Origin of the sequence: Streptomyces sp. enrichment culture, assembly GCF_964273255.1 — a bacterium.
Classification (GTDB): domain Bacteria; phylum Actinomycetota; class Actinomycetes; order Streptomycetales; family Streptomycetaceae; genus Streptomyces.
In genome coordinates, this window is the sequence record NZ_OZ186835.1 from 2776597 (window position 1) to 2803193 (window position 26597).

Genomic DNA, 26597 nt, shown 5'->3' on the forward strand with positions numbered 1-26597 from the left:
CTGTGGGGGCTGTGGGGCGCGACGGGTCCGAGGCCGGGCTTCCCGGGCGTGCTCCCTCGCGGTCTGGCGGCGTCGCCCGGGGCGTGGTCGCGATGCCGGACGGAGGACCGGCGGGGACGTCACGATCCGTGGCCGATGCGCCCGCGCCCCAGGGATTGGGGTCGCCTCTGTCCGGTGTGCCCCACGGGTCGGTGTCGTTCGCTTCCCCTGTGCCCCACGGGCCGTATCCGTTTCGCCCGGCACCGACGTCGTCCGTCCCGGCCGGGACGGAGGCACGATCGTCGCCCGGCGGCCGGGCCGTGATGCCGGAGGCGCGGTCGTCGCCCTTCGGGAGCGTGGCGGAGGCCCGGTCCGTGGCCGATGCGGGGTCGGCGGTTCCGGGCAAGGACGGGCTTCTGCCGCCCGGCGCCGGGTCCTGGGACGAGAGGGGGTGTGTTTCCTCCGTGTACGGGAGGAGGACGGAGTCCTCCCACAGCCGCGCCTCCCAGTCCGTCTCGTCGGCCGGGCCGGCCCCCGGCGTAGCGGCCCCGGCGTTCTCGGACCTGCTCGCCGACCACGGCATACGGAACATCCGCCGACCCGCGGAGTTCCGCCGGCCCGCGTTCCGCCGGCCCGTGAGGGTTTCCTGCGGAGTCCCGGTGCGCGGCCTGCCGATCCGGGGGCTGCTCCGCTCGTCGTCGACCCGGGCGGCACGCGGCGTGCGGCTCCGCCCGGCCCGGACGGCCAGCGCCGTCACGCTTCCCACCAGCCCGGTCCACAGCAGGGCCGCTCCCCCGGCCTGCCACCACACGGGACCGAAGCGGGAGAGCCGGTCCGTTCCCAGTGGGCCGCCCGCGAGGGCGGCGAGCCCCGCCACCAGGACACCGCAGAGCACGGCCGCGAGCAGGGTCACGCCGACCGTCCACGGCACCGACCGGACACCGTCCGGCCCGTGCACCGACCGGCCCGCACCACCTGCCCCGTGCGCCGACGCGGATGCCTCTCCGGCTCCGCCCAGTGACGGCCCGGAGGCCGGGTCCGACGAGTGATCGGCTCCCCGCTTCGCCGGCTCACCCGGCCTCGAGGGCTGCCCTGGCAGGCGCTCCGGCGCCCAGGGGCCCGCCGGTGCCGCCGCGTCCCGCCCGGCGTACCACCCCGTCACCACCCCGGCGGCGAGCGGCACCGCCCCGGCCGCCCAGTTCGGCCAGCTTCCCGCTCCCGGCTCCGGAACCGCCGCCAGCAGCGGGAACGGCGGCAGCAGCGGCACCGGGGCGGAGGCGAGCGGTGTCACGGCGGCACCCGCGCCGAGCAGGAACCCCGGGCCCAGGGCGTACGCCGCCGCCCACACCGCGGCGTTCGGCACCAGGGCGACCGCGAGCAGCAGCACCGCGAACCGGCCCGACCAGCCCTCCGTCACCCGCAGCAACGCCCCCTGGGTCTCGGCGCCGTGCCAGGCCAGTGACACCGTCAGCAACAGGGCGCCGCCCACCACCAGCACGGCCGTCCCGGCACCGGCCGCCCGGGCGGCGACACCGGGACGCCCGTCCGAACCGAGGACGAGGTGGCGCACCCGCCGGGGAAGCACCGCGCCCAGCACCCGCGCCGGCGGGCCGCTCGGCCGGCCGTGGGCGGACCACACGCCGGCGCCCGCCGCCAGCACCGCGACGAGGGGCACGCACAGCCCCGCGGACTCCCACTGCGGCCGCAGTTCCCCGCCCCGGGCGTACAGCGCGGCCGGGGCGGCGACGGCGAGGTAGCCGATGACGACGCCCGCCCAGGCGGTCCGGCCGGGCACGAGCGGGGCCTCGCCGTCCGCGTCGTGGTCGGTGGCGTCCCGGGCCGCCCGGTGCAGCAGCCACACCGGCAGGACGAGCAGCAGCAGCGGGGGGAGCCCCACAGGGGCGGGGACCCCGGTGAGCGTGTCGGTGCGGACCAGGTCGGCCCCGTGCGCCAGCAGCCACAGCGCCGCCGCGGTGTGCAGGGCGCCGTCGGGACCGCTGTCCGGGTAGGGCGAACTGATCCACAGCAGCATCACGAGCACGGCGAACGCGGCAAGCCCCAGCCCGGCCGCGAGGGCGCCCCCGAGCATCCCGCCGGCGAGTCCGGGCGAGCGGTCCCGCAACCGGTCGAGGAGACGGACCCGCGGTGAACGACGAGCAGTGGTGTGGATCACGCCCGCCATGCTCCCAACGACACGCGCTTTTCCGTCGTAACGGGCGAAGCCCGGCTGTGTCGCTCAATATACGTTTATGTCATTTTTCGTACGGAGGGATGGCGCCCCGTGCCGCGAAGTCCTGCCGCCCCACTGCCCGCCCCCAAGGAACGCCGACGCCTGCGTGTGTCGGGCGCCCTGACCCAGGCTCAGCTCGCCGCCCGTCTGGGCGTCAGCCGGGAGACCGTGCGCGCGTGGGAGTCCGGCCGTTCGACACCGCGCGGGCGGAAGCGGCAGGAGTACGCGGGCCTGCTCGCCGACCTGGCGGACCGGGCCCGGCGTGAACCCGCGCTCGCCTCCTCCGCCGCTCCGGCCGGTCCGGGCGCATCGACCGCTTCCAGCACCACCGGTACCGCGGGTGCCGCGGGTGCCGCGGGTGCCGCGGGTACCGCGGGTACCGCACGCGTGGTGCACGCATCCGGTGGCACCGGGACGGTGCAGGACGTGCCGGACAACCGCCCTCAGGACGACCCGAGCGCTCGCGAAGGCGGCACGGACGGCATGGACAGCGAAGGCTCCGATAGCGGTGGGCGCCGCGAGGGCGGCGGAAACGCGGACGGCGGCGAGAGCACGAAGCGCAAGGAGGGGCGCCCTCCGCGAGAGACCCGGCGGGTGCGCGGGTCGCGAGAGGCCCGGAGGAACCGGAAGGACAGACGGGACCGGGACCGGTACAGGAACGGGGCGGAGGGAACCCACGCGCCCGGCGGTGCGGTGACGGTGTGTCCGCAGGAGCCGGAGCCGCCCGCCCTCGCCGCCGACCGGAGCCCGGGCCTCGGCCCGGGGCCCGCGCCCACCCCGGGGCCGGAGACCGGCAGCGGCAGGACGGGGACCACCCGCGGGACGGTGGCCACCGGCGGGACGGAGACCTCCGGCGGGGCTACGGGCACCGACGATCCGGAGGGAAAACGGGAACCGGCCCGTCTGAGCGACACCCTGGTGGTGGAGCCGGACCCCGGCCCCGACGCCGCCCGGGCCCCGGAGCGGGATCCGCACGCGCTGACGCCCGCTCAGGCCTTCGACGCCCTCTACGCCTTCTGCGCCCCGGCCCTCGTCCGGCAGGCCTACCTGCTCACCGGCCGCCGGGAACTGGCCCGCGAATCCGTGGAACGCGCGTTCCAGATGGCCTGGGAACGCTGGCCCGAAGTGGCCCGCGACCGCGACCCGGCGGGATGGGTGCGGGCCGCGGCGTACGAGTGGGCGCTCTCGCCCTGGCACCGGTTCCGGCCCCGCTACCGGCACCTCGAACCGCCCCCGTCCGACGCGACCGACCGCGCGCTGCTGGACGCCCTGATGGCGCTGCCCGCCCCGCACCGCCGCACGCTCGTGCTGTACGACGGCGTCGGCCTCGACCTGCCCGAGACGGCGGCGGAGACCGAGGCGAGCACCCCCGCGACGGCGAACCGGCTGCTGCACGCCCGCGAGGCCGTGGCGGAACGGCTCCCCGAGCTGTCCGATCCGCGGGCGCTGCACGACCGGCTGGCCGAACTGGCGTCCGCCGAGCGGCTGCGGGCCGCGCAGCCGCCCGCGGTGCGCGACGGCAGCGAGCGCCGGGCCCGATTCTGGACCCGTGCCGCCATCGCCTTCACGGTCGCCCTGATCGGCACCACCGCCCTGACCCTGCGCACCGCCCCCACCCACTATGAGCCGCCGGTGCCGCCCGGTGAGACGGTGCAGGGCGTCCCGCCGCACGTGGCCCCGGGGCCGTTGTCGGACAAGGAGCGGAAGCTGCGCAGCAAGCTGCGCAAGGAACTGCTCCCCGGACCCGAACGGCTGGCCCCGCAGTCACGGTGACCCCGCACCCCCGGGCCGCGCACGCCGCACGCCGCACGCCGCCGGGAACGACGATGGGCCCGTCCCCCCGAGGGGAACGGGCCCATCCGTGTGTCCTGCCGCGGGTCAGCCCGCGAGGATCTCCCGGGCCAGCTTGGCCGTCTCGGTCGGCGTCTTGCCGACCTTGACGCCGGCGGCCTCGAGGGCCTCCTTCTTGGCCTGGGCGGTGCCGGAGGAGCCGGAGACGATGGCGCCGGCGTGGCCCATGGTCTTGCCCTCGGGCGCGGTGAAGCCCGCGACGTAGCCGACGACCGGCTTGGTCACGTTCTCCTTGATGAAGGCCGCGGCCCGCTCCTCGGCGTCGCCGCCGATCTCACCGATCATGACGATCAGGTCGGTGTCGGGGTCGTCCTGGAACGCCTTCAGCGCGTCGATGTGGGTGGTGCCGATGATCGGGTCACCGCCGATGCCGACGCAGGTCGAGAAGCCGATGTCACGCAGCTCGTACATCATCTGGTACGTCAGCGTGCCGGACTTCGAGACCAGGCCGATGCGGCCCGGCTTGGTGATGTCGGCCGGGATGATGCCGGCGTTCGACTGGCCGGGCGTGATCAGGCCGGGGCAGTTCGGACCGATGATGCGGGTCTTGTTGCCCTTCTTGCCGGCGTACGCCCAGAAGGCGGCGGTGTCGTGGACCGCGACGCCCTCGGTGATGACCACCGCGAGCGGAATCTCGGCGTCGATCGCCTCGATGACCGCGTCCTTGGTGAACTTCTCCGGGACGAAGATGACCGTGACGTCGGCGCCGGTCTTCTCGATGGCGTCCTTCACGGAGCCGAAGACCGGTACCTCGGTGCCGTCGAAGTCGACGCTGGTGCCCGCCTTGCGGGGGTTCACGCCGCCGACGACGTTGGTGCCCGAGGCCAGCATGCGCCGGGTGTGCTTCTGGCCCTCGGAGCCGGTCATGCCCTGGACGATGACCTTGGATTCCTTGGTGAGGAAGATAGCCATGGTGTTCTGTGACCTCGTCCCTTACTTCGCGGCAGCAGCCAGCTCGGCGGCCTTGTCGGCCGCGCCGTCCATGGTGTCCACGCGCTGCACGAGCGGGTGGTTGCGGTCGTCGAGGATCTTCCGACCGAGCTCGGCGTTGTTGCCGTCGAGACGGACGACCAGCGGCTTGGTGACCTCTTCGCCCTTGCCCTCGAGGAGCTCCAGCGCCTGCACGATGCCGTTGGCGACGGCGTCGCAGGCGGTGATGCCGCCGAAGACGTTGACGAAGACGGACTTGACGTCAGGGTCGCCGAGGATGATCTCCAGGCCGTTGGCCATGACCTCGGCGGAGGCGCCGCCGCCGATGTCGAGGAAGTTGGCGGGCTTGACACCCTTGTGCGCCTCACCGGCGTACGCGACGACGTCCAGGGTGCTCATGACGAGACCCGCGCCGTTGCCGATGATGCCGACCTCGCCGTCGAGCTTGACGTAGTTGAGGTTCTTCTCCTTGGCGGCGGCCTCGAGCGGGTCGGCGGCGGCCTTGTCCTGGAGCTCCTCGAACTCGGGGTGGCGGAACTCGGCGTTGTCGTCCAGGGACACCTTGCCGTCGAGGGCGATGACCTTGCCGGAGGCGACCTTGGCCAGCGGGTTCACCTCGACGAGGAGGGCGTCCTCCTTGACGAAGACGTCCCACAGGGTCACCAGGACGTCGGCGACCTGGTCCGCGACCTCGGCCGGGAACTTCGCGGCGGCCGCGATCTCCTGGGCCTTGGCCTTGTCCACACCGTCGATGGCGTCGATCGCGATCTTGGCGACGGCCTCGGGGCGGCTGGCCGCGACTTCCTCGATGTCCATGCCGCCCTCGACGGAGGCGATGGAGAGGAACGTGCGGTTGGCGCGGTCGAGGAGGAAGGAGACGTAGTACTCCTCGACGATCTCCGGAGCGGTCTCGGCGATCATCACCTTGTGGACCGTGTGGCCCTTGATGTCCATGCCGAGGATGTCCGTCGCGCGGGCGACGGCCTCGTCCGGGGTGGCGGCCAGCTTGACGCCACCGGCCTTGCCTCGACCACCGACCTTCACCTGGGCCTTGACGACCGACTTGCCGCCCAGACGCTCGGTGATCTCGCGCGCCGCCTCAGGCGTGTCGATGACTTCACCGGCCAGCACCGGTACACCGTGCTTGGCGAAGAGGTCCCTCGCCTGGTACTCGAACAGGTCCACGCGCTTCCGTCCCTATCAGTGATCTCGCGGTTCGTTGGATGCGTGGGCGTGCCGCGAAGGGCAACGTGACGTCCGCTCTGTCACAAGGGAGGCGCACACGGTGTCCGAGCGCGCGGCATGTCCGCCTCGCAGGTTATCCCCGCTTCCATGGCCACCCTAAATCGCGGGTCACACGTGAGCGGTGATACCTGTCACATGATGCCATTCTGTACGGCACGCCGTGCCGCCGTCGAGGGGCCTCACCGGGCTGGGGTTGACCCGGTGAGGCCCGCTGTACAGCCCGGAGGGAGCGGTGGATCCCTGTCCTCCGGGATGCCGGGGACCCGGCCCCCACCCCAATGGGAACCGCTCTCCCCGTCCGCGGGAACCCGGCCGACGGGTTCCGATGGCTTCGGCCGTTCGGGCTCCGGCGTCCCGCGGAACTCTTTGTTACCCGAAAGTCAGCCCCGCACCGCATCAGGGTCGGCGCGGAGCGGCGGGCAAGAGCGGCCTTTGAGCGGGGCAGAACCGGAATGTTCCGGCTCACCCGCTCCTCCCCCGCCTCACCCCGGCCGCCCGCCTCGGTCCGCGTCGGCCGTCCCGGCACTCTGGCAGAACGGGGCACACGCAGGAGCGCGGAAGGGCAGCGGCACGGGAGGGCCCCGAGGGAGGACGCGCCGGGCGGGTGGCAGGCGGGCGGCACCGGACGGGCGGTGAACCCTGTGGACCGGGCGGACCGGACGGACCGGGCGGACCGGGCGGACCGGGTGGTGCCGTGGAGCTGTCGGCAGGACGTCGCGGCCCGGCCTGCCGGCCGGCCCGGACGGTGGGGGCCTTGGCCGGGCCGGGCGCGGATGTCGGAGCGGGGCGGATGCCGGAGCGGGGCGGGAGGGGGCGCGGTCGAGGGTCTGTTCGGGAGCCGTGAGCACCACGCGTGTCCGGCGGGGGCACCCGGCTGCGGACCCGAGCCGGGGGTTCGGCATCCCATCGGCACGCGCTCCCACACCCCGGTCGCCGTAGGCGCGCGACACGGATCGCACTACGGGGCGGTCACCCCGGTTTCCCGGCGCGGCGGAGCTGATTCTCGCCCCACCACCAACCCCGAGCCCGCCCACCTCGTCCCCCTGCGGTGTCCGTCAGCAGCCGATCCCGCCCTCGGTCCGGTCGCCCGTCTCCCGCCCCTCGTCCCCCGCCCTCGTTTCCCCGTCCGCGTCTCCCCCTCTCGTTCCCCGCCCCCTCCCCGTCCCTCGTTCCCATCCCCCGTCCCCGGAAAGGCTGTCGCCGCCCCACAGCGGTCCTCCCCGTGCGCCCCAACGGCGACGCCGCCCCCGGCGGGGTTACCGCCCGAGGTGCGCTCCCGGAGAGCCCGCCGGGTCCGGTATGGGGAGGGGCCGTCTCTCGATTGCCGCCGCCATCACGTCGGGGAAGAGGTCCGGAGTGCAGGCGAAGGCGGGGGTGCCCAGGGCCGCGAGGGCTGCCGCGTGCTCGCGGTCGTAGGCCGGCGCCCCCTCGTCGGAGAGCGCGAGGAGCGTCACGAACTGCACCCCCGACGCCTTCATCGCCGCCACCCGCTTCAGCATCTCGTTGCGGATCCCGCCCTCGTAGAGGTCGCTGATCAGCACCACGACCGTCTCCGCCGGCCGGGTGATCCGCGACTGGCAGTACGCCAGCGCCCGGTTGATGTCCGTACCGCCGCCCAGCCGGGTTCCGAACAGCACGTCGACGGGGTCGTCGAGCTGGTCGGTGAGGTCGACGACCGACGTGTCGAAGACGACGAGCCGGGTGTGGAGCGACCGCATCGAGGCCAGGACCGCGCCGAACACCGACGCGTGGACGACGGAGGCGGCCATGGACCCCGACTGGTCGACGCAGAGGACGATCTCCCTGCGCACCGACTGCGCGGCCCGGCCGTGGCCGATGAGCCGGTCGGGGACCACCGTGCCGTGTTCCGGCAGGTAGTGCCTGAGGTTGGCGGCGATGGTGCGGTTCCAGTCGATGTCGCGGTGGCGCGGCCGGTGCACACGGGCGCTGCGGTCGAGCGCTCCGGTCACGGTGGCCCGGGTGCGGGTCGCGAGCCGCTGCTCCAGGTCGGCGACGACCTTGCGGACCACCACCCGGGCGGTCTCCCGGGTGGTGTCCGACATGGCCTTCTCCAGCGACAGCAGGGTGCCGACGAGGTGCACGTCCGCCTCCACCGCCTCGAGCATCTCCGGTTCCAGCAGGAGGGAGGCGAGCCCCAGGCGGTCCATCGCGTCGCGCTGCATGACCTGGACGACCGGGGTCGGGAAGTAGGTGCGGATGTCCCCCAGCCAGCGCGCCACCGACGGTGCCGAGGCACCAAGTCCCGCCGTCCGGTCGTGACCCGCTCGCGGTTCGGGCTCCGTGCCGTACAGGGCGGCGAGCGCACCGTCCACCGCGGTGTCCCGTCCGGACAACGCGTAACCGGTGCCGTCCGCGGTGTCTCCGCCCAGCACCAGCCGCCACCGCCGCAGCCGCTCGCCCTCCGGGTCGTCCTGCGCTTCCACCCGTCCGCTCCCTTCACCCGGTCCCGCCTTCAGACCCTGCGGGCCCGTCCCGTCCTGCGCGTCCTTCGGATACGGCGAGTCCCTCGGATACTTCGGGCCCTGCGGGTCGAATGTCATGCCGAGACCACCCCCGCCGGCTCCGTGCGCGGGTCCCCGCCTCCCTCGCCGCCCCCGCCTTCCTCGCTGTGCCCGCTGTTTCCGCTGCGTCCGCTGTATCCGCTGCGTCCGCTGTCCCCTCGGTCCCCGTCGCGCCCGCCGTCTCCCTCGTCCTCACGCTCCTCGCCGTCCGGCTCCCGGCCGCCGAGGAGCAGCCGTACGACCGGGAGCACGGCGGCGGCCCGTTCCTGGTCGAGGCCCGGCGCGCTTCCCGGTTCACCGCGCCCGGGTCCGCTCGTGCGGGCGGGTGCTCCCGGTCCGCGTCGCGCGAGTTCGCCGAGCGTGCGGCGCACTCCCGGCTCGTAGGCCGAGAACGTCCGTCTCAGCAGGGGCAGCACGTCGGTGAACGCCTCCACCGGCACGCCGGTCAGCCAGGCGTCGACGAGGGCGCGCAGCCGTGCGTCGTGGACGAGGAGCATGCCGCCGGAGCCACCGCCCACGAAGCCCTCGATCCACCCGGCGGCATCGGCCGGTGGCGTCCCCGGGGACAGCACCAGACTCATGAGCCGTGCCGCCTCGTCGGAGGTCAGGGCACCGCCGTCCAGCAGCAGGCGCACCGCGCGCCCGCGGACGAGGCCGGGCACGGCGTCCCTCCCCGACAGCGTCCGCAGCACCGCCTGCCAGCGTCTCCGCAGGCCGCCGTGGCCCGGGGCGGGCGCGTCGCCGAGCAGGCCGAGGGCGCTCTGCACCGCCTCCAGATGGCCCCGCATCTCCTCGGCCGCGTCGGCGTCCAGGGCGGTGCAGGCCGGGGGGAGGCCGACGAAGACCCGCTCGGCGAGACCCGCGGCGACCCCGGCCAGCGCTGCCGTGTCCGTGCCCCGGACGTCCCCGTAGCGCAGGGCGCGCACCAGGGCGGGCAGCGCCCGGGCGAGGTGACCGACGTCCGTGTCGAGCGCCGCCCGGTCGGTCAGGACCCGTATCACCGTGGGCAACGCGTCCGGCAGTCCGGCGAGCAGGCACTGCTCGGCGAGAGCGGTGACCTCGGCCAGCCCGCGCGCGCCGACCGCGTCGGCCTCGGCCTTGGCGTTCGCGGCGGCGGCCACGGTCGTCCCCCACACGCCCGCCTCGGCGACCCGCACGGACAGTTCGGGCTCCCAGCGCAGCCGCCAGGTCTCCCGGAAGGTGCCCGTGCTCCCGCGCGAGGCCGCCGGTTCGCCCCACCCGACGCCGAGCAGGCGCAACCGGTGCAGCAGTCTGCTGCGGCCCGCGTCGGTGTCCTTGCGCAGGTCGAGCTCCAGCTCACGGACGGCCGCCTCCGGTTTCAGCCGCAGCCGCCGCTGGGTCCGCGTGAGGTCGCGCTGCAGCGGTACGGCGGGTGCCGTGGCCGGGACCGAGCCCAGCACGTCCCCGACGACGAGCCGGTCGTGCACCAGGGCCAGCGGTATGCCGGAACCGTCGCACAGCACGGCCCGCACGGCGTCGGTGGTCTCGCTCAGGCCGGCCAGCGGACGGCCGCGCAGCGCCGCCAGAGCCTCGGCCAGCCGCACGGCCTCGATGACGTGTGCGGTGGAGACGATCCGGTCCTCGGCCCGCAGCAGTCCGGCCACCTTGGTCATCCAGCGCTCGACCGGCCGGTCCTGGGCGGCGAACAGGTGCCCGTACCAGCCCGGCGAGTCGATACCGGCCCCGTACCCGCTGCTCCGGGACAGCCTGCGGTGGGTCCAGGGAACCCAGGTGAGGTCCACTTTCGTCCTGGGCAGCCGCTTCAGCAGGGCCCGGTCGGCGGCGACGGTGGTCCTCCTGCGCAGGGCGGGCACGTGCCACGCCCCGCACACCACGGCCACGTCGTCCCCGGCCTCCCGCCGGGCCGCCCGGATGCCCAGCCGCATGTGCGCCTCGCGCAGGAGGTCCCGCTCGTGCCCGCCACTGCCGTGGGTCTCCCGCAGGGCCGTCATGGCCTCCTCCAGCGCGGTGAACGGTGCGAAGGGGTCCCCCTTGCCCCCACCTTGGTGCTCGACCGCGTCCTCCCACCACCGCTCGGCGTCGTCGTACCCGGCGGCGCGGGCCAGCTCGCCCAGCGGGTCGATCCGCACCCGGTTCCCCGGGGCGGCCTCCCCGCCCGGGCCGGATGCGTCCCCGCCGGCCCCGCCGGCCCCGCTGGCCCCGCCGCCCTCCTTGTCTCCCCTGTCTCCCCCATCTCCCCTGTCCGCCCTGTCCGTCCGGCCGCCGGTCCCCCCGTGGCCGTCACCATGACCGTCGCCGTGACCGTCGCCGTGGTCCTCCTCGTCTGCTTCCCACGCGAGGGTGTGGGCGGCCGGCAGGTCGATGAAGCGGGCGGGGACGCCGTGTTCGACGGCCCACCGCAGGGCCACCCACTCCGGGGAGAACTCCGCCAGCGGCCAGAACACGGACCGTCCGGGCTCGTCCACCGCATGGGCCAGCAGCGCGACCGGCGGGCGCAGGTCCGGGTCGGCGGCCAGCGGAACCAACGGGTCCGCCTCGGGCGGCCCCTCGATCAGGACGACGGCGGGCCGGGCGGCGTCCAGGGCCGCGCGCACCGCTCGCGCCGACCCCGGTCCGTGGTGCCGCACGCCCAGCAGCAGAGGTGCCGTCCCCGGCCCGTCGGAACCCTGTCGGCCGCCGCTCGTCATCCCGTCCCCCTGGCGGTCGGGGCCGCGCCCGGCAGGCCGGCCGAGCGGCGGCTCACGGGTCGGGTGCCGCCGCTCATGCGCCGGCCTCCCGGCAGGCGCGGTAGAAGTCCGTCCAGCCGTCGCGCTCACGGACCACGGTCTCCAGGTACTCCTGCCAGACGACCCGGTCGGCCGCCGGATCGCGCACGACGGCGCCGAGCAGGCCTGCCGCCACGTCCCCGGCCCGCAGCACCCCGTCACCGAAGTGGGCGGCCAGGGCGAGCCCGTTGGTGACGACGGAGATGGCCTCCGCCGTCGACAGGGTGCCGCTGGGCGACTTGAGCTTCGTACGGCCGTCGGAGGTGACGCCGTCGCGCAGTTCGCGGAAGACGGTGACGACCCGGCGGATCTCGTCGATGCCGTCGGGCAGCAGCGGCAGGTCGAGGGACCGTCCGATCTGGTCCACCCGCCGCGCGACGATGCCGACCTCCTTCTCCGGCGTGTCCGGAAGCGGCAGCACCACGGTGTTGAAACGCCTGCGCAGAGCGCTGGAGAGGTCGTTGACCCCGCGGTCGCGGTCGTTGGCGGTGGCGATGAGGTTGAAGCCGCGGACCGCCTGCACCTCCTCGCCCAACTCCGGTATCGGCAACGTCTTCTCGGACAGGATGGTGAGCAGACTGTCCTGCACATCGGCCGGGATGCGCGTCAGTTCCTCGATCCGGACGGTGGCGCCCCGCGACATCGCGCGCATCACGGGGCTGGGCACGAGGGCGTCGCGGCCGGGACCGTGGGCAAGGAGCCGGGCGTAGTTCCAGCCGTAGCGGAGGGCCTCCTCGGGCGTGCCGGCGGTGCCCTGGACCAGCAGGGTCGAGTCGCCGCTGACCGCCGCGGCCAGGTGTTCCGACACCCAGGTCTTCGCCGTGCCGGGCACGCCGAGGAGCAGCAGCGCCCGGTCCGTGGCGAGGGTGGTGACGGCGACCTCCACGATGCGCCGCGGACCCACGTACTTAGGTGTGATCACCGTGCCGTCGGGCAGGGTGCCGCCGAGGAGGTAGGTGACGACGGCCCACGGCGAGAGCCGCCAGTTCGCCGGGCGGGGGCGGTCGTCCTGCGCGGCCAGTGCGGCGAGTTCACCGGCGAAGGCGTCCTCGGCGTGCGGCCGGAGCACCGGCGCGGCCGGGTCCGGCACGGTGGCGGAGCCGGGTGCGGGGGCCGGAGTGGCCGGGAACGGGCCGGTGCGCGCGCCCGTTTCCACGGGTGCGGAGCCGCTCCGGCGCGCGGCGCCGGACGTCGGTTCTACGGGTGCGGACATGGCTGAGTCGTCCCCCTCCAGCTCGGCCGGTTCGGATCTGTCACCACGGTGCACCACGCCACTGACAATCGTCCTGGCCTGTGGAAACTGCGCGCGCCCACCTGTGGAAAACCCTGCGCCGGGGCCGTTGTCAGTGGTGGTGCGTACGGTCGTGAACATGAGTCAGCAGGGGGTGTGCCGGGACCCGGATCAGCGGGCCGCAGCGGCTTCTGACCAGGCGTCAGGGGTGCCGGGCGGCGAACCGGGCATGCCCGGGGGCTGGTCGGACACGGGGTGGTCCGACGACGGTGTGGTGTGGGGGTTGTACGAGGGGACCGTCGGCGGCGCACGGCACCGGACGGTCGTCGACGTGGCGGCCGTGTCCGCGCCCGCGTCCCGGTGCAGTTGCCCGAGCCGCCGGGAGCCGTGCCGGCACGCCAAGGGGCTGTTGGCGCTCTGGTCCGCGGGGGACGGGCCGGTGCCGCGGGCGGCGGCACCGGAATGGGCGGTGCGTTGGGCGGCGGACCGGCGCGACCGGCGCGACCGGCAGAAGGAGAGGGGCACGCGGAGTACGGGGGCGGCCGGGGCTGCCACCGCGGGGCCGGCCGATCCGGAGGCGGCGCGGCGCAGGGCTCAGCGGCGGGCGGAGCGCGTCACCGCGGGCGTCACGGAACTGGAGCAGCGCCTGGCGGACCTGCTGCGGGGCGGCCTGGCCGCCGCGGAGCAGGCCGGGTCCGGCCTGTGGGAGGAGACGGCGGCCCGCATGGTCGACGCCCAGGCACCGGGGCTGGCCGCCCGGGTGCGGGAGCTGGCGGCGATACCGGGCACCGGGCCGCAGTGGCCGGTACGGCTGCTGGAGGAGTGCGCGCTGCTGCATCTCCTCGCGCGGGGGTGGCTGCGGCGTGAGCTGCTGCCCGACGGTCTCGCGGCCACGGTCCGCTCCCGTGTCGGCCTGCCTGCGCCGGCGGACGGGCCGGGGGCGCGGGACCACTGGCTGGTGCTCGCCCAGTACGACACGGCGGACGCCCGTCTGACGACCCGCCGGATCTGGTTCCACGGCATCGCGTCGGGCCGCACGGCCCTGCACCTCTCCTACGGAGCGGCGGGCCGGACGCCGGAACCGTCGCTGCCGGTGGGGCTGGCCCTGGACGCGGAGCTGGCCCCGTATCCCGGTGCGGTCCGGCTGCGGGCCGCACTGCGCGAGCGGTTCGGGCCCCCCGTCCCGACGACGGCGCGGCCACCGGGCACGACCGTGGCCGAGGCCGCCCGCCAGTACGGGGAGGCGCTGCGGGACGACCCGTGGCTGGACGCCGTGCCGGTGACCCTCGACCGCGTGGTCCCGGTCCCCGACGGCGCCGCCTGGCAGCTCGCGGACGCCGGCACCGACGCCGCCCTGCCGCTCACCCCGGCGGCGTGCTCCCGCTCCGGACTGTGGCGGCTGGTGTCCCTGGCCGGCGGGACACCGGTGCGGGTCTTCGGTGAGTACGGCCACCAGGGATTCACCCCTTTGGCGGCATGGCCGGAAGGGCCCGGAGAGGTGGTCCCGCTGTGCTGAACCGGCCCGGCCGCCGCGTTCACTCCGGACCCACCTGCCTCATGCATGGCACCGGCCTCACGGGACACCCGGCACCCGTGAGGCTCCGACCGCTCCGGGACATCCGACGGAAGGGAAGCTCATGAGCAGGATCTCCGCCGCCGCGGCCCCGGCCGGCCGCCCGCCCGGGGCCCCGGCCGAGTCCCCCGCCGCCGGGGCCGGTCCCGGCGGGGCGCACTCGGCACCGCCCGGCGCTCCTGCCACCGGGCCGGACGCCTGGGACGAGCTCGTCACCACCGCCCTCCTGGGGACGGACCGCCGTACGCCACCGGGCATCCCGCCCGGCCCGGACGCACCGGGGGCCCTGCTCGACGCGGCGGCCGAGGCCACCGTGGGCCGGCGCGCCGGTCTGCGGCCCGCCGGGGCGGCCGAGCGGCCGCGGCCCGCACCGCCGGACCCACGCCCCGTGCTGCCCCCGGCCGCCGCCCGGCGTCTCGAGGTGCTTCTCTCCGACCGTCCCGGCGCCTCCGGAGGACGCCGCGGGACCGCGCCCGACCTGCGGGAACTGCTCCCCCAGTGGCTCGCCGCCGCGAACGACCGGGGCTTCGCCGCGCCGCCCGCGCTGATCCCTGCCCTGCTGGACGCCGCACGGGGGCGGACCGACCTGCGCCCCGCGGCCCTGCGCTTCGCCGGTCCCCGCGCCCTGTGGCTGGCACGGCTCAACCCCGGCTGGCGGTTCGCACTGCGTGCCACACCGGGCGGAGGGCTCTCCCGGTCCGGCATCGAGGATCCGGCGGCGCGACAGCGGTTGTGGCAGGAGGGCCTGTTCGCGGAACGGGTCGCGCTGCTCGCCGCCCTGCGCTCCGGGCAGCCCGCCGCCGCCCGGGGCCTGTTGGCCGGGACCTGGGCCACGGAGCGGGCGGAGGACCGCCTCATGTTCCTGGACTCGCTGCGCACCGGGCTCGGTCCCGACGACGAACCGTTCCTGGAACAGGCCCTGGGCGACCGCAGCCGCAACGTCCGGGCGACCGCGGCCGAACTGCTGTCGGCCCTCCCGGAGTCGGCGTTCGCCGGTCGGATGGCGGTGCGGGCGGCGGCCTGCGTGGCCATGGACCATACCCGGGACACGCCGACCATCGCCGTGGAGGCACCCCATGCCTGCGACGCGGGCATGGAACGCGACGGCATCACCACCGAGGCGCCGGCCGGACGGGGGCAACGGTCCTGGTGGCTGGGCCGGTTGGTGGAGTCGGCACCGCTCGCCACCTGGCCGCGCCGGCTCGGCGGGCGGACGCCGCGGGAGATCGTGGCGCTGCCGGTGGCCGACGACTGGCAGGGCGAACTGCACGCGGCCTGGTGCCGGGCCGCGGTACGGCAGCGGGACCCCGACTGGTCACGGGCCCTGCTGGGCGACCCCTCGGCCCCGGAGGCCGGGGGCCCGGGCGCGGTGTCGCTGGCCGAGCGCGCCCGGCTGCTCGCCGCCCTGCCTCCGGACGAACGGGCGGCGTGGGTGGCGGGGTTCATCCGGACCCACGGCCTGTCGGAGGCGTTCCAGCTGCTCGGGGTGTGCGCGGTCCCCTGGGGTGTGCCGTTGGGGCGGGCGGTGGTCGACGCACTCGACATCGCCCGGGACGCGGGGAACTACCCATGGAGCTTCAGCGGTGTCATGGGCCTGGCCGAACGCTGCCTCGACCCCGGCGAGGCCGGCCGTCTCGACGCGCTGCTGGCCCTGCCGGACGAGTCCGAGGACGCCTCCCCGGGGGCCGGCGGCTACTGGGCGGAGGCGTTCCAGCGACTGGTGACGACGCTGCGCCTGCGCGCCACGATGCTTCAGGAGCTGGGGCCCCCGCCGCCGGTCCGGCCGGTGCCATCGCCCACGGGAGGCGCGCCGTGAGCCGGCCCGGTCGCGCACGGGCCGACGGGACGCGCGCCGTGGCCGCGCGCCCGGCACCGCCCGTGCCCGGGAAGCACCGCGGGACGGCCCCACCCGGTCCGGGAGGCCGCACGGGGACGGAGGAACGACCTGCGGTGGGCGGCATCGCCGGTGCCGTCAACGGCTCCGGCGCTGTTCAGCCGGTCCGGGGCCTAGGCTTCGGCGGGCTGCCGGGCGTGCGCGCGCACCCAGTCCACGATGGACGCCGTCGTCGCGCCCGGGGTGAAGATCTCCGCGACGCCCTTCTCCTTCAGCGGAGCGATGTCCGCCTCGGGGATGATGCCGCCGCCGAACACCAGGATGTCCGCCGCGTCACGCTCCCGCAGCCGCTCGATCACGGCGGCGAAGAGCGTGTTGTGCGCACCGGAGAGGATCGACAGCCCGATGGCGTCGGCGTCCTCCTGGATCGCGGTGTCGACGATCTGCTCGGGAGTCTGGTGGAGCCCGGTGTAGATGACCTCCATACCGGCGTCCCGCAGCGCCCGCGCGATCACCTTGGCCCCGCGATCGTGGCCGTCGAGCCCCGGCTTCGCCACCACCACACGGATCGGACCGGCTGCCACACCCATCACTGCCTCCATCAACCGACTGAACCGACTGAACCGAATAGATCCATCCGTACCGACAAGTACCGCACACATCCGTCATGCCGTACACCTCGGGCACGTCGCACCGACCGCACCGGTCGCGTGTGCCGCAGGTGCCCGAGCCCGCTGGGCCGGGCGCACGGCCGGAACACGGACGCCCCGGCCGAGCCCGGCCGGGGAGTGAACGAACGTTATCTCCAGCATCCCGCAACCGGCCGTTTCGCGGTGCGGAGCGAGGGGGAAATCACACACAGGGACACGTTCACCGCGCAGCGTTCCCGGGCCGCCGGCTCCGGACTCCACGTGATCGTGCGACACGCGGACATCAGTGGGAACATGCGCATAAGGGATCCGCGACGAGGTCGCCGCAGTACCGCGACCGTCCGACGCGACGCGTGCGCGCAGCGTCGGCCCTCGTCGTCGCGACGTCCCATGAGGGCACACGGGGGACAGGGCTGTCCTTCCGCGTGCCGACAGGAGGTCGGCCCATGAAGGTCACCCAGGCAGCTCTTCCCCTTCTTCCGCTGTGCCGGCGTCTTCTGCCGACCCGGCTCGCGGACCTCTCCCTGGCCCTGCTGAAAGCCACCGCCCTGGAGCTCGCGATCCTCGCGGGCCATCTCCTCCTCTATCCCGCCGGCATCGTCCAGGAGCGGCGGGGCACACGGCCCGCCCTGCCCGCCCCCGAGGGCACCGCCCAGCTGCCGGCCGAGGCCAAGCCGCCGGTCGTCCTGCTGCACGGGTTCATCGACAACCGCTCGGTGTTCCTCCTGCTGCGGCGCAGCCTCGCCCAGCACGGCAGGCAGCAGATCGAGTCGCTCAACTACTCCCCGCTCACCTGTGACATCCGCACCGCCGCCGAACTGCTGGGCCGCCACATCGAGGAGGTGTGCGAGCGCACCGGCAGCGACCGGGTCGACGTGGTCGGGCACAGCCTCGGCGGCCTCATCGCCCGGTACTACGTGCAACGGCTGGGCGGCGACACCCGGGTGCGCACGCTGGTCACGCTCGGCACCCCCCACGCGGGCACGCGCGTCGCGCCGCTCGCCAACGCGCACCCCATCGTGCGGCAGATGCGCCCCGGCTCCGCAGTGCTCGAGGAGCTCGCCCGGCCCGCGCCGGGCTGCCGGACCCGGTTCGTCGCCTTCTGGAGCGACCTGGACCACATCATGGACCCGCTGGAGACCGCCTGCATCGAGCACCCGGACCTGGCGGTGGACAACGTGCGGGTGAGCGGCGTGGGGCACCTCGCCCTGCCGGTGCACCCGGCCGTGGCGACCGGCATCCGGGAGGCCCTGGACACCGCACAGCCGGGAGAACCGACCGCGGGCCGCGCGGGCAGCATGACGGTGGCCTGAGCCCGGTCCGCCGCCGGCCCGGCATTCATCCGCGGCCGGACCAGCATCAGAGCGCACCCGTTCCGGCGCCGGTCCGCCGCTGGTCCGGCGCCCATCCGCCGCTGGTCCGCCGCTGGTCCGGCGCCCATCCGCCGCTGGTCCGCCGCTGCTCCGACGCCGGTCCGGCGCCGGTCCGAGGTCTGTCCGACGCCGGTCTGAGGTCGACTCGTCACCGGTCTGAGGTCGACTCGTCACCGTCCCGACAACGCTCCGCCCCCGGGCAGCCGACACGCCCGGGGCACTTGCCACCTGCCGACGGCATCCCGCGCCCTCGGCCGTTCGCACAACAGCCGTCCCGTGGAGCCGACTTGTCAGCGTCGACCCCACGCTTCACTCGAACGTATTTCGAACGCAGAGCCAAGACCTCGTGTGGGCGCCGCCAAAACGCAACCGAATGCCCGTTTCCTGCGAGCCTGAAACCTGCGGAAGATTGTCGCGCCCGCATACCGCCGGGTACAGTCGCCGCACTGCTCTGGCAGCCACCGTTGTCGAGGCGAAAGAGAAGTTGGTGAACGACCGTCACCCGTCGGGGACCACGCCCCCGGCTCCGGCCTCCGACGCCGCCTCGGTGCCCTACGCGCCGTACGGCACGCAGGAGAGCCAGTACGGCGACTTCACCACGTACGGCGGTTACGACGCCACCGGTTTTGCCTCCGCGCCCCCTGCCACCGGCAGTTTCGCCACCGATCCGCTCTTCGGAGACCTGCCCGGCAGCGTCCCGGCCGCGGGCACCTACGACGCGGCACAGTGGGGCGGCGACACACCGGGCACCGGCTCCTACGACGCCTACGACGCCCAGCAGTACGCCGCCTATGACACCGGCTTCCACGACGCGACCGGCTGGACCACCGGCGGACAGCAGACGGCCGTGATCCCGACGCAGGCCGACGCCCCCGACATCAGCGGCCAGTGGGACGCCTCGGCCTGGCTCCAGCCCGAACCCTCCGGGTTCCCCTCCGACGGCACCCAGCAGTGGGAATGGGGCACGCAGACCTTCGACTCCGGCGCGTACGACGCCACCCAGTGGAACTCCGACGGCACCGCCACCGGTGCGTCCGACGTCCACGGGACACAGGCCGAGGGCTTCGACCAGCAAGCCACCGCCACCTACGAGCCGGCCGGCACCGCGCAGTTCAGCCAGGACGAACCGGACGGCGGCCAGGACACCGCGTACCCGGCGGCGGACGGCCCGGGCGACACCGGCGAACTGCCCGCGGTGATCCTGCTGGACGGCCAGGAGGAGCTCGCCCCGGCACCGCTCCCCCGCGCGGGCTCCCGGAGCGGCAACCGCTCCCGCCGCCGCACGCCCCCGAAGCGGTCCGCCCTGCTCACGGTCGCCGTTCCCTCGGTGTGCGTCATGGGAGTGGCCGGTGTCGCCGCCGCCTCGGTCGTCGATCTGAACGGGGAGACGGGCGGCCAGGAGACGAACACCACCGCGGCGGACGCCCAGCCGGTGAAACCCGCCGCCGCGAACATCAAGCTGGACACCCAGCTGCAGAGCCTCACCGCCGGGGCCGACGACTTCGCCGACCGCGCCAGCCGCACGCAGGAACGCATCGACCTCAGGGCCCAGCAGGAGGCCGACCGCAAGCGCGCCGCCCAGGAGGCCGCCCGCAAGGAGCGGCTGCGGCCCAAGTTCGCGCTCCCGGTCGCCCTGCACGGACTCAGCGCCTACTACGGCCAGGCGGGCACCAACTGGATGTCCGTGCACACCGGCATCGACTTCCCCGTGCCGTACGGCTCGACCGTGATGGCCGCGACGGACGGCACGGTCCGCACGCAGTTCAACCCCAGCTACGGCAACATGATGATCGTGACGGCGAAGGACGGCACGGAGACGTGGTACTGCCACCTCTCCAGCTACAAGGTCGCCCCGGGCACGACCGTGAAGGCCGGGGATCCGATCGCGTTCTCCGGCAACTCGGGCAAGTCCACCGGTCCGCACCTGCACTTCGAGGTCCGGCCCGGCGGCGGCTCCACGATCGACCCGCTCGCCTGGCTGCGCAGCCACGGCCTCAACCCGTCCTGACGCACCGACCCACCGCCGGCCGCAGCCGGACGCGCAGGCACCGCCGCGCAGGCCCACCCCTCGTCGCCACCGGCCCGTGAGCTCCGTCGCGTCGGCCCATCGCTCGTCGCCCCTCGGCCCGTGGGCTCCGCCGTGCCGACGGTGCCCACGGGCCGTCTCGTCCGCTAGAGCTTCTCCACCGGCGCGTACCGCAGCAGCAGCCGCTTGGGCTTGGTGTCGCCGAAGTCGATGGTCGCCTCGGCGTTGGCGCCCGTGCCCTTGACCGCCACCACGGTGCCGAGCCCGAACTGGTCGTGCGTGACGCGGTCCCCGACGGCCAGCGACACCACCGGCTTCTCCGCCGTCCGCCGGGTGGCGAACCCGGAGGCACCCGAGGCCGACGAACGCGACCGCGAGGAGGACAGCGACGCCGCGATCCCCGACGCCGGTCCGGAGGACACCGGAGCGCTCGCCCCGGTGCGCTTCCAGTCGAGGTGCGCGGCCGGGATCTCCTCCAGGAAACGCGAGGGCGGGTTGTAGGACGGCTGCCCCCACGCGCTGCGCAGCGTCGAGCGGGTGAGGTACAGCCGCTCGCGCGCCCGCGTGATGCCGACATAGGCCAGGCGCCGCTCCTCCTCCAGCTCCTTGGTCTCGCCGAGGGCGCGTATGTGCGGGAACACGCCGTCCTCCATGCCGGTGAGGAAGACCACCGGGAACTCCAGGCCCTTGGCGGTGTGCAGGGTCATCAGCGTGATGACGCCCGAGCCGTCCTCGTCCTCGTCCGGGATCTGGTCGGAGTCGGCGACCAGGGCGACCTGCTCCAGGAAGTCGGCCAGCGTACCGGCCTCCCCCTCGGCGCGCTCCTGCTCGAACTCCAGGGCCACCGCGGCGAGTTCCTGGAGGTTCTCGATCCTGGTCTCGTCCTGCGGGTCGGTGGACGCCTGCAACTCGGCGAGGTACCCGGTGCGTTCCAGGACGGCTTCCAGCACGGTGGCCGGCCCCGCCCCGGACTCCACCACGGTCCGCAGGTCCTCCATCAGCGTGTTGAACCGTTTCACCGCGTTCGACGAGCGCGCGGCCATGCCGTACGCCTCGTCGACCCGCTTGAGCGCCTGCGGGAAACTGATCTTCTCCCGCTGGGCGAGCGCGTCGATCATGGCTTCGGCGCGGTCGCCGATGCCCCGCTTGGGCACGTTGAGGATGCGGCGCAGCGGCACCGAGTCCTCGGGGTTGGCGAGCACGCGCAGGTAGGCCAGGACGTCCCGGACCTCCTTGCGCTCGTAGAAGCGGACCCCGCCGACGACCTTGTAGGGCAGGCCGACGCGGATGAAGACCTCTTCGAAGACACGGGACTGGGCGTTGGTGCGGTAGAAGACGGCGACGTCGCCCGCCTTGGCCTCGCCGGCGTCCGTGAGCCGGTCTATCTCGTCGGCGACGAACTGCGCCTCGTCGTGCTCGGTGTCGGCGACGTACCCGGTGATCCGCGCGCCTGCGCCGGCGTTGGTCCACAGGTTCTTCGGGCGGCGGGACTCGTTGCGCTCGATGACCGCGTTGGCCGCGCTGAGGATGGTCTGCGTGGAACGGTAGTTCTGCTCCAGCAGGATCGTCGTCGCGTCCGGGTAGTCCTCCTCGAACTGGAGGATGTTGCGGATCGTCGCACCGCGGAAGGCGTAGATCGACTGGTCGGCGTCGCCCACCACGCACAGTTCGGCCGGGGGGACCTCGGCCTCCGGCGGTACGTCGACGGGGTGCTCCGTGGTGCCGACGAGTTCGCGGACCAGGGCGTACTGGGCGTGGTTGGTGTCCTGGTACTCGTCGACCAGGACGTGCCGGAAGCGGCGGCGGTAGTGGTCGGCGACGTCCGGGAAGGCACGCAGCAGGTTGACCGTGGTCATGATCAGGTCGTCGAAGTCCAGCGCGTTGGCCTCGCGCAGCCGCGACTGGTAGAGCGCGTACGCCTGGGCAAGGGTCTTCTCGAAGCCGTCGGCGGCCTGGGCCGCGAAGTCCTCCTCGTCGATCAGCTCGTTCTTCAGGTTGCTGATCTTGGCACTGAACGATTTGGGCGGGTACCGCTTGGGGTCGAGGTCCAGGTCGCGGCAGACCAGGGCCATCAGACGCTTGGAGTCGGCGGCGTCGTAGATCGAGAACGACGAGGTGAAGCCGAGCTTCTTGCTCTCCCGGCGCAGGATGCGCACGCAGGCGCTGTGGAACGTCATGACCCACATGGCGTTCGCCCGGGGGCCGACGAGCTGCTCGACGCGCTCCTTCATCTCGCCCGCGGCCTTGTTGGTGAAGGTGATCGCGAGGATCTGGCCCGGGTGGACGCCCCGCTCGCCGAGCAGGTGGGCGATGCGGTGGGTGAGCACGCGGGTCTTGCCGGAGCCGGCACCGGCCACGATGAGCAGGGGGGAGCCGGAGTGCACCACGGCGGCGCGCTGGTTGTCGTTGAGCCCTTCCAGGAGGGCCGCGGAGTCCACCACGGGGCGGGGGGCACCGTCCCGGTAGTAGGCCTCACGGTCCGGCGGCACGTCGAACTTCCCGCCGAACAGGTCGTCCGGAACCGGTTCCGGTCCGTGCTCGTCCTCGGGCGGCGGCGGGGGCTCGTCCACGGGGCCCCGCTGGGCCTGGAGGTCCGCCAGGAAGCTGTCGTCAAAGAGGCTGCTCATCGCTCTCCGAGTCTAGGGTGCCCCACCGACAGCCCGGGGCCGCCCCGGGAACATCACGCCGTTTCCGCGCCCGCCGCGAGGCCCCGCCGCCGGCCCGCCCCCGCGTCCGGCACGTGCGCACCCTGCAGTGTCGTGCGGTGACCGACGGTGACCGCATCGAACAGGTCACGAAAATGTATCGGGCATATCACCCATCAACCTTCACAAGGGCCACATCAGTTGGCTACGGTGCGGGCGGGCCGCTCGTCCCCCGCCGGCGAACCTCGCCGGCTCGCGCGGCCCCCGCCGAGTCCGTCACTGTCCGTCAGGGCAGCCGGAGCCGGGGTTCCACCGAGACCATGGGGTGAATCGGCCCACTCCCCCGCGGAGCGGCCGTAGGGCAACCCTTCCGAAGCACCCGCCCGAACCCTCCCCCAGTGCCGGCAGGCCTGGGCGGGGACCCCCGCCGTACACCGGTGGGCGGAGTTCTGGAAGGAGTCGCCTCCCTTGGCGTCGCACCGCAAGTCGCGCACCCCGGGCACGCGCGTGGCAGGCATACGCACCCCCGCTCTGGCCACCGCGGCCCTCACCTCCGTGGCCCTGCTGTCCCAGACGGCCGACGCCGCCCCGGCCGACGACGGCAAGCCCAGCCTGGAAGAGGTCGAGAAGAAGGTCGGCGACCTCTACCGCCAGGCCGAGTCGGCGACCGAGAAGTACAACGCCGCCAAGGAGAAGACCGCCAAGCAGCGCGAACGCGTCGACACCCTCCTCGACGACGTGGCCAGGCGCACCCAGAAGCTGAACGACGCGCGGGAGGAACTGGGGTCCTACGCCGCCGCCCAGTACCGCACCGGGGCCGGCGCCCCCGACACCGCCACCTTCCTGCTCGCCGACTCGCCGCAGGACTTCTTCGACCGCAGCCAGTTGATGGACCGCATGACCGGCCGCCAGAAGGCCGCGGTCGACGACTACGTCACCCAGCAGTCCGAGACGATGAAGAAGCGCCGGGAGGCGACCGAGGGCCTGGCGACGCTCACCGAGTCGCAGAACGACCTGAAGACGGCCAAGGCCACCGTCCAGAAGAAGCTCGCGGACGCCCGCGAACTGATGTCGAAGCTGACCGCCGAGGAGAAGGCCCGGCTGGCGGCGATCGAGAAGAAGAAGCAGGACGAGGCCGCCCGCAAGGCCGCCGAACTCGCCGAGCAGCAGGCCGAGCGGCAGCAGGCCCGGGAAGAGGCCCAGCCGGACAGCGGCGGCCAGGGCACCTCCGGTTCCTCGGGCTCCTCGGGCTCCACCACCGCCCCTCCGGCGTCGTCCGACTCCGGGTACGCCACCAAGGCCGAGAAGGCCCTCGCGTTCACCCGCGCCCAGATCGGCAAGCCGTACGTCTGGGGCGCCACCGGCCCCGGCTCGTACGACTGCTCCGGCCTGACCCAGGCCGCGTGGAAGGCCGCCGGTGTGGTCCTCCCGCGCACCACCTACGACCAGGTCAAGGCCGGGACGACCGTCCCCCTGTCCCAGGCGCAGCCCGGTGACCTGGTCTTCTTCTACGACGACATCACCCACGTGGGCCTCTACATCGGCAACGGCAAGATGATCCACGCCCCGAAGCCCGGCACCTTCGTCCGCGAGGAGTCGGTGTTCTACGACGGCGAGTCGTCCATCCACAGCGTGGTACGCCCCGCCTGACGCAGCCGGCCGGCTCCTGCTTCGGGCCGCTCCTGCTGCTGCGGGCTCGTCCTGCTGCGGGCTCGTCCAGCTCCAGGCCGGTACGCGACGGCCCGGTCGGCTACGGCCCGGGGCCGGTCGTGGCCCGGGTCTGCTACGGCCCGGGGCGGCCCGAGGTCCGCCGCTGCCCGGGGCCGTCACGGCCTGCTCCGCTACGGCCGGGAGGCGGGCGTTTCGGGGGCCCCGCGCGCCCCGCCGATCACCGCCCGGTGCGCTCTTCTAGCATTCCGCCCATGCGCCGCCCCTCAGCCTCACCCGTCCGCGCCTGGTGGGCGCAGCGTCCCCCCTCGGCCGGAGCCGCCGTGATGGCGACCGGCATCGTGTCGGTGGCCCTGAGCCTGGCGGGCTACGCGTTCCTCTCGCACGTCTCCCTGGTGCTGGCCTGTGCCGGGTGGCTGGGGCTGGCGGCGGAGTTCGTCCTGCGGCTGCTGCGGGAGCGGGAGCGCTGGGTCACCGAGGCGGCGACGCCGGGCGCACTCACGGCCGTCGCCGCCACGACCGTGATCGGTGCCGCGTTCGCGGCCCGGGACCTGCTCGTCCTGTCCGAGGCGCTGCTGGCGCTGGCCACCGTGCTCTGGCCGGTGCTGCTCGTCCTGGTGGTCAGCCGCTGGCAGCCGCGCATGCCCGGATCGGTGTTCCTGTGCTGTGTGGCCACGGAAGGGCTCGCCGTGCTCGGCGCCACGCTCGCCGCCGCCGAGGCGACGGCGTGGCTCGCGCGTCCGGCGATGGTGCTGTTCTGGTTCGGGCTGGTGCTCTACGTCCTCGCCCTGTTCCGCTTCGACTGGCGGCAGGTGCTCGACGGGGCGGGCGACCACTGGATCGCCGGGGGCGCGCTCGCCATCTCCGGGCTCGCCGGTTCCCGGCTGCTCACCGCGGACAGCCCGCGCCTGTACCTGTGGAACGAGGACGACAGCGGCGTGCTGCGGTTCGTGACGGTGAGCCTGCTGGTCCTGGACCTCGCCTGGTACGTGGTGCTGCTGGCCGGCGAGATCGTGCGGCCGCGGCTCGGCTACGACACCCGGCGCTGGTCGACCGTGTTCCCCCTGGGCATGACGGCGGCGGCGACGCTGTCCGCGTCCGCCGCCGTCGACGCCCCGTGGCTGGAGCACCTGGGGCACGTACTGGTGTGGGTGGCGGTGGCCGTGTGGCTCATGGTCGCCGCCGGGGCGGTCGGCTCCGCCCGGTCGGCGTGGGCCTCGTCGCCCGAGCTCGAGGGGATCAGGTCCAGAGGACGGCGATGAAGATGTTCGCCGTGGTCAGCAGCCCCACCAGGCCGAACAGGCCCTTGTCCACCTTCTCGTCGTCCCGCTTCACGTAGACGAGACCCAGGATCACGATCAGCAGGGCGAGCTTGATGCCGATCTTGATGTGGTTGACGGTGTGGTCCTGGGCCTCGTTGAGGCCGACCAGGATGACACCGGTGACCAGCATCGTCAGCGCACCGTGCAGCATGGCGGGGCTGAAGCGGGCGGTGCCCTCGCCCATCGCCTTCATCTGCGTGAGGAAGCCGCCCAGGAGCGACGCGATGCCGATGATGTGCAGGCCGACGAAGAGGTGGATGAGTACGTCCATGAGCCGGAGCCTAGCCAGACCGGTCACGGCTCCCGGCACCGGGCCGGTACAGCCGCCGGGGGCTGGACGGATCGCGGGGCGGGAGCTCTGTCTGGAGCGCGGGTCACGGGCCGCAGGGCGGGGCAGCGGGGAGGGCGAGGGCCGGTAGGGGCCGGGGCGGGGGCTCTGCGGTTCCTTCCTCCGGGCCGCATAGCATCCGGATCCCCGTGTGCCGGGGGCGTTTCCCGCATCGGTCAGCGGGCTCGGTGAAGGCGTCGGAGACGCGCGGGGATCCCGGTCGCTTGCGGTCGTCCGCCGGTCCGCCGGCATCACTTCCGCGCAAACGTGGGCCCGGCCCGGTCGACAGGTCTAGCGTCCTTCACCAGGTGTTCGGCGCACCACCGCCGCCCGGACCAGGGGCGGCTGCCGGACACCACCGCCGGAAAGGTCCGGCGGCGGGCCCGCTCCCCTGTGCACACCGCCGCCGGACGCGCGCAACGGATGCGCGTCCCCGGGGACAA

15 protein-coding genes and 2 pseudogenes are annotated in these 26597 nt (G+C 74.1%); 8 read left to right on the plus strand and 9 right to left on the minus strand.

Features of this window, described 5'->3' with window-relative positions; translation table 11 throughout:
• Positions 1-706: 706 nt before the first annotated feature.
• Positions 707-2161: pseudogene (locus ACSU53_RS11755) on the minus strand (cell division protein PerM); the annotation flags it as partial.
• A gap of 156 nt (positions 2162-2317) precedes the next feature.
• Between ACSU53_RS11755 and ACSU53_RS11760 the strand changes: the two are divergent.
• Together ACSU53_RS11760 and ACSU53_RS11765 are read left to right on the plus strand one after the other, a co-directional pair.
• Positions 2318-2365 (plus strand): annotated as a pseudogene (locus ACSU53_RS11760) (hypothetical protein); the annotation flags it as partial.
• Between the two features lie 537 nt (positions 2366-2902).
• Positions 2903-3982 (plus strand): RNA polymerase sigma factor, encoded by a 1080-nt coding sequence (locus ACSU53_RS11765; RefSeq protein WP_437033144.1) that lies wholly within the window; start codon positions 2903-2905, stop codon positions 3980-3982.
• Positions 3983-4087: 105 nt separating this feature from the next.
• Here ACSU53_RS11765 and sucD read toward each other — a convergent pair whose 3' ends face one another.
• The 5 genes from sucD to ACSU53_RS11790 form a co-directional block, all read right to left on the minus strand.
• Positions 4088-4972, minus strand: a complete 885-nt coding sequence (gene sucD / locus ACSU53_RS11770) for a succinate--CoA ligase subunit alpha (RefSeq protein WP_362090744.1) — start codon at positions 4970-4972, stop codon at positions 4088-4090.
• A gap of 21 nt (positions 4973-4993) precedes the next feature.
• Positions 4994-6175: an ADP-forming succinate--CoA ligase subunit beta gene (gene sucC / locus ACSU53_RS11775; protein WP_432057684.1), complete on the minus strand. Its 1182-nt coding sequence runs from the start codon at positions 6173-6175 to the stop codon at positions 4994-4996.
• A gap of 1316 nt (positions 6176-7491) precedes the next feature.
• Positions 7492-8796 carry a vWA domain-containing protein gene (locus ACSU53_RS11780; protein WP_437027109.1) on the minus strand — a complete coding sequence of 435 codons (1305 nt, stop codon included), beginning with the start codon at positions 8794-8796 and terminating at the stop codon, positions 7492-7494.
• Positions 8793-11426 (minus strand): DUF5682 family protein, encoded by a 2634-nt coding sequence (locus ACSU53_RS11785; protein ID WP_437027111.1) that lies wholly within the window; start codon positions 11424-11426, stop codon positions 8793-8795. The genes ACSU53_RS11780 and ACSU53_RS11785 overlap by 4 nt, the downstream gene beginning before the upstream one ends.
• Positions 11427-11499: 73 nt before the next feature.
• A complete protein-coding gene (locus ACSU53_RS11790) occupies positions 11500-12717 on the minus strand; it encodes an AAA family ATPase (RefSeq protein WP_437027113.1) in 1218 nt (405 codons plus the stop codon).
• 157 nt (positions 12718-12874) lie between these two features.
• Here ACSU53_RS11790 and ACSU53_RS11795 point away from each other — a divergent pair, with 157 nt between their 5' ends.
• Both ACSU53_RS11795 and ACSU53_RS11800 read left to right on the plus strand, forming a co-directional pair.
• Positions 12875-14251: an SWIM zinc finger family protein gene (locus ACSU53_RS11795; RefSeq protein WP_437027115.1), complete on the plus strand. Its 1377-nt coding sequence runs from the start codon at positions 12875-12877 to the stop codon at positions 14249-14251.
• 121 nt (positions 14252-14372) lie between these two features.
• Positions 14373-16124, plus strand: a complete 1752-nt coding sequence (locus tag ACSU53_RS11800; protein WP_437027117.1) for a DUF5691 domain-containing protein — start codon at positions 14373-14375, stop codon at positions 16122-16124.
• Positions 16125-16315: 191 nt separating this feature from the next.
• On the opposite strand, the gene ACSU53_RS11805 is transcribed toward ACSU53_RS11800, so the two are convergent.
• Positions 16316-16732 carry a cobalamin B12-binding domain-containing protein gene (locus tag ACSU53_RS11805; protein WP_432055075.1) on the minus strand — a complete coding sequence of 139 codons (417 nt, stop codon included), beginning with the start codon at positions 16730-16732 and terminating at the stop codon, positions 16316-16318.
• Between the two features lie 506 nt (positions 16733-17238).
• Between ACSU53_RS11805 and ACSU53_RS11810 the strand changes: the two genes are divergently transcribed.
• Positions 17239-18105 (plus strand): esterase/lipase family protein, encoded by an 867-nt coding sequence (locus tag ACSU53_RS11810; protein ID WP_437027119.1) that lies wholly within the window; start codon positions 17239-17241, stop codon positions 18103-18105.
• Positions 18106-18538: 433 nt separating this feature from the next.
• On the plus strand, positions 18539-20173 hold the full coding sequence (locus ACSU53_RS11815) for a M23 family metallopeptidase (protein WP_437027121.1): 1635 nt from the start codon (positions 18539-18541) through the stop codon (positions 20171-20173).
• 164 nt (positions 20174-20337) lie between these two features.
• On the opposite strand, the gene pcrA is transcribed toward ACSU53_RS11815, so the two are convergent.
• Positions 20338-22818 (minus strand): DNA helicase PcrA, encoded by a 2481-nt coding sequence (pcrA, locus tag ACSU53_RS11820; RefSeq protein WP_437027123.1) that lies wholly within the window; start codon positions 22816-22818, stop codon positions 20338-20340.
• Between the two features lie 486 nt (positions 22819-23304).
• On the opposite strand from pcrA, the gene ACSU53_RS11825 reads away from it, so the two are divergent.
• Both ACSU53_RS11825 and ACSU53_RS11830 read left to right on the plus strand, forming a co-directional pair.
• A complete protein-coding gene (locus ACSU53_RS11825; protein ID WP_437027125.1) occupies positions 23305-24486 on the plus strand; it encodes an NlpC/P60 family protein in 1182 nt (393 codons plus the stop codon).
• Positions 24487-24758: 272 nt separating this feature from the next.
• The gene (locus ACSU53_RS11830; protein WP_437027127.1) at positions 24759-25766 is read left to right on the plus strand and encodes a tellurite resistance/C4-dicarboxylate transporter family protein; all 1008 of its coding nucleotides are present in this window, start codon (positions 24759-24761) and stop codon (positions 25764-25766) included.
• Here the strand turns inward: ACSU53_RS11830 and ACSU53_RS11835 are convergent.
• Positions 25744-26097 carry a hypothetical protein gene (locus ACSU53_RS11835; protein WP_164336041.1) on the minus strand — a complete coding sequence of 118 codons (354 nt, stop codon included), beginning with the start codon at positions 26095-26097 and terminating at the stop codon, positions 25744-25746. The genes ACSU53_RS11830 and ACSU53_RS11835 overlap by 23 nt on opposite strands.
• Positions 26098-26597 lie beyond the last annotated feature (500 nt).

Coding starts and splice junctions, on each gene's coding strand:
- sucD (WP_362090744.1), bottom strand. CDS start 4,972: ATGGCTATCTTCCTCACCAAGGAATCCAAGGTCATCGTCCAGGGCATG.
- ACSU53_RS11780 (WP_437027109.1), bottom strand. CDS start 8,796: ATGACATTCGACCCGCAGGGCCCGAAGTATCCGAGGGACTCGCCGTAT.
- ACSU53_RS11785 (WP_437027111.1), bottom strand. CDS start 11,426: ATGACGAGCGGCGGCCGACAGGGTTCCGACGGGCCGGGGACGGCACCT.
- ACSU53_RS11790 (WP_437027113.1), bottom strand. CDS start 12,717: ATGTCCGCACCCGTAGAACCGACGTCCGGCGCCGCGCGCCGGAGCGGC.
- ACSU53_RS11795 (WP_437027115.1), top strand. CDS start 12,875: ATGAGTCAGCAGGGGGTGTGCCGGGACCCGGATCAGCGGGCCGCAGCG.
- ACSU53_RS11800 (WP_437027117.1), top strand. CDS start 14,373: ATGAGCAGGATCTCCGCCGCCGCGGCCCCGGCCGGCCGCCCGCCCGGG.
- ACSU53_RS11805 (WP_432055075.1), bottom strand. CDS start 16,732: ATGGGTGTGGCAGCCGGTCCGATCCGTGTGGTGGTGGCGAAGCCGGGG.
- ACSU53_RS11810 (WP_437027119.1), top strand. CDS start 17,239: ATGAAGGTCACCCAGGCAGCTCTTCCCCTTCTTCCGCTGTGCCGGCGT.
- ACSU53_RS11815 (WP_437027121.1), top strand. CDS start 18,539: ATGCCCGTTTCCTGCGAGCCTGAAACCTGCGGAAGATTGTCGCGCCCG.
- pcrA (WP_437027123.1), bottom strand. CDS start 22,818: ATGAGCAGCCTCTTTGACGACAGCTTCCTGGCGGACCTCCAGGCCCAG.
- ACSU53_RS11830 (WP_437027127.1), top strand. CDS start 24,759: ATGCGCCGCCCCTCAGCCTCACCCGTCCGCGCCTGGTGGGCGCAGCGT.
- ACSU53_RS11835 (WP_164336041.1), bottom strand. CDS start 26,097: ATGGACGTACTCATCCACCTCTTCGTCGGCCTGCACATCATCGGCATC.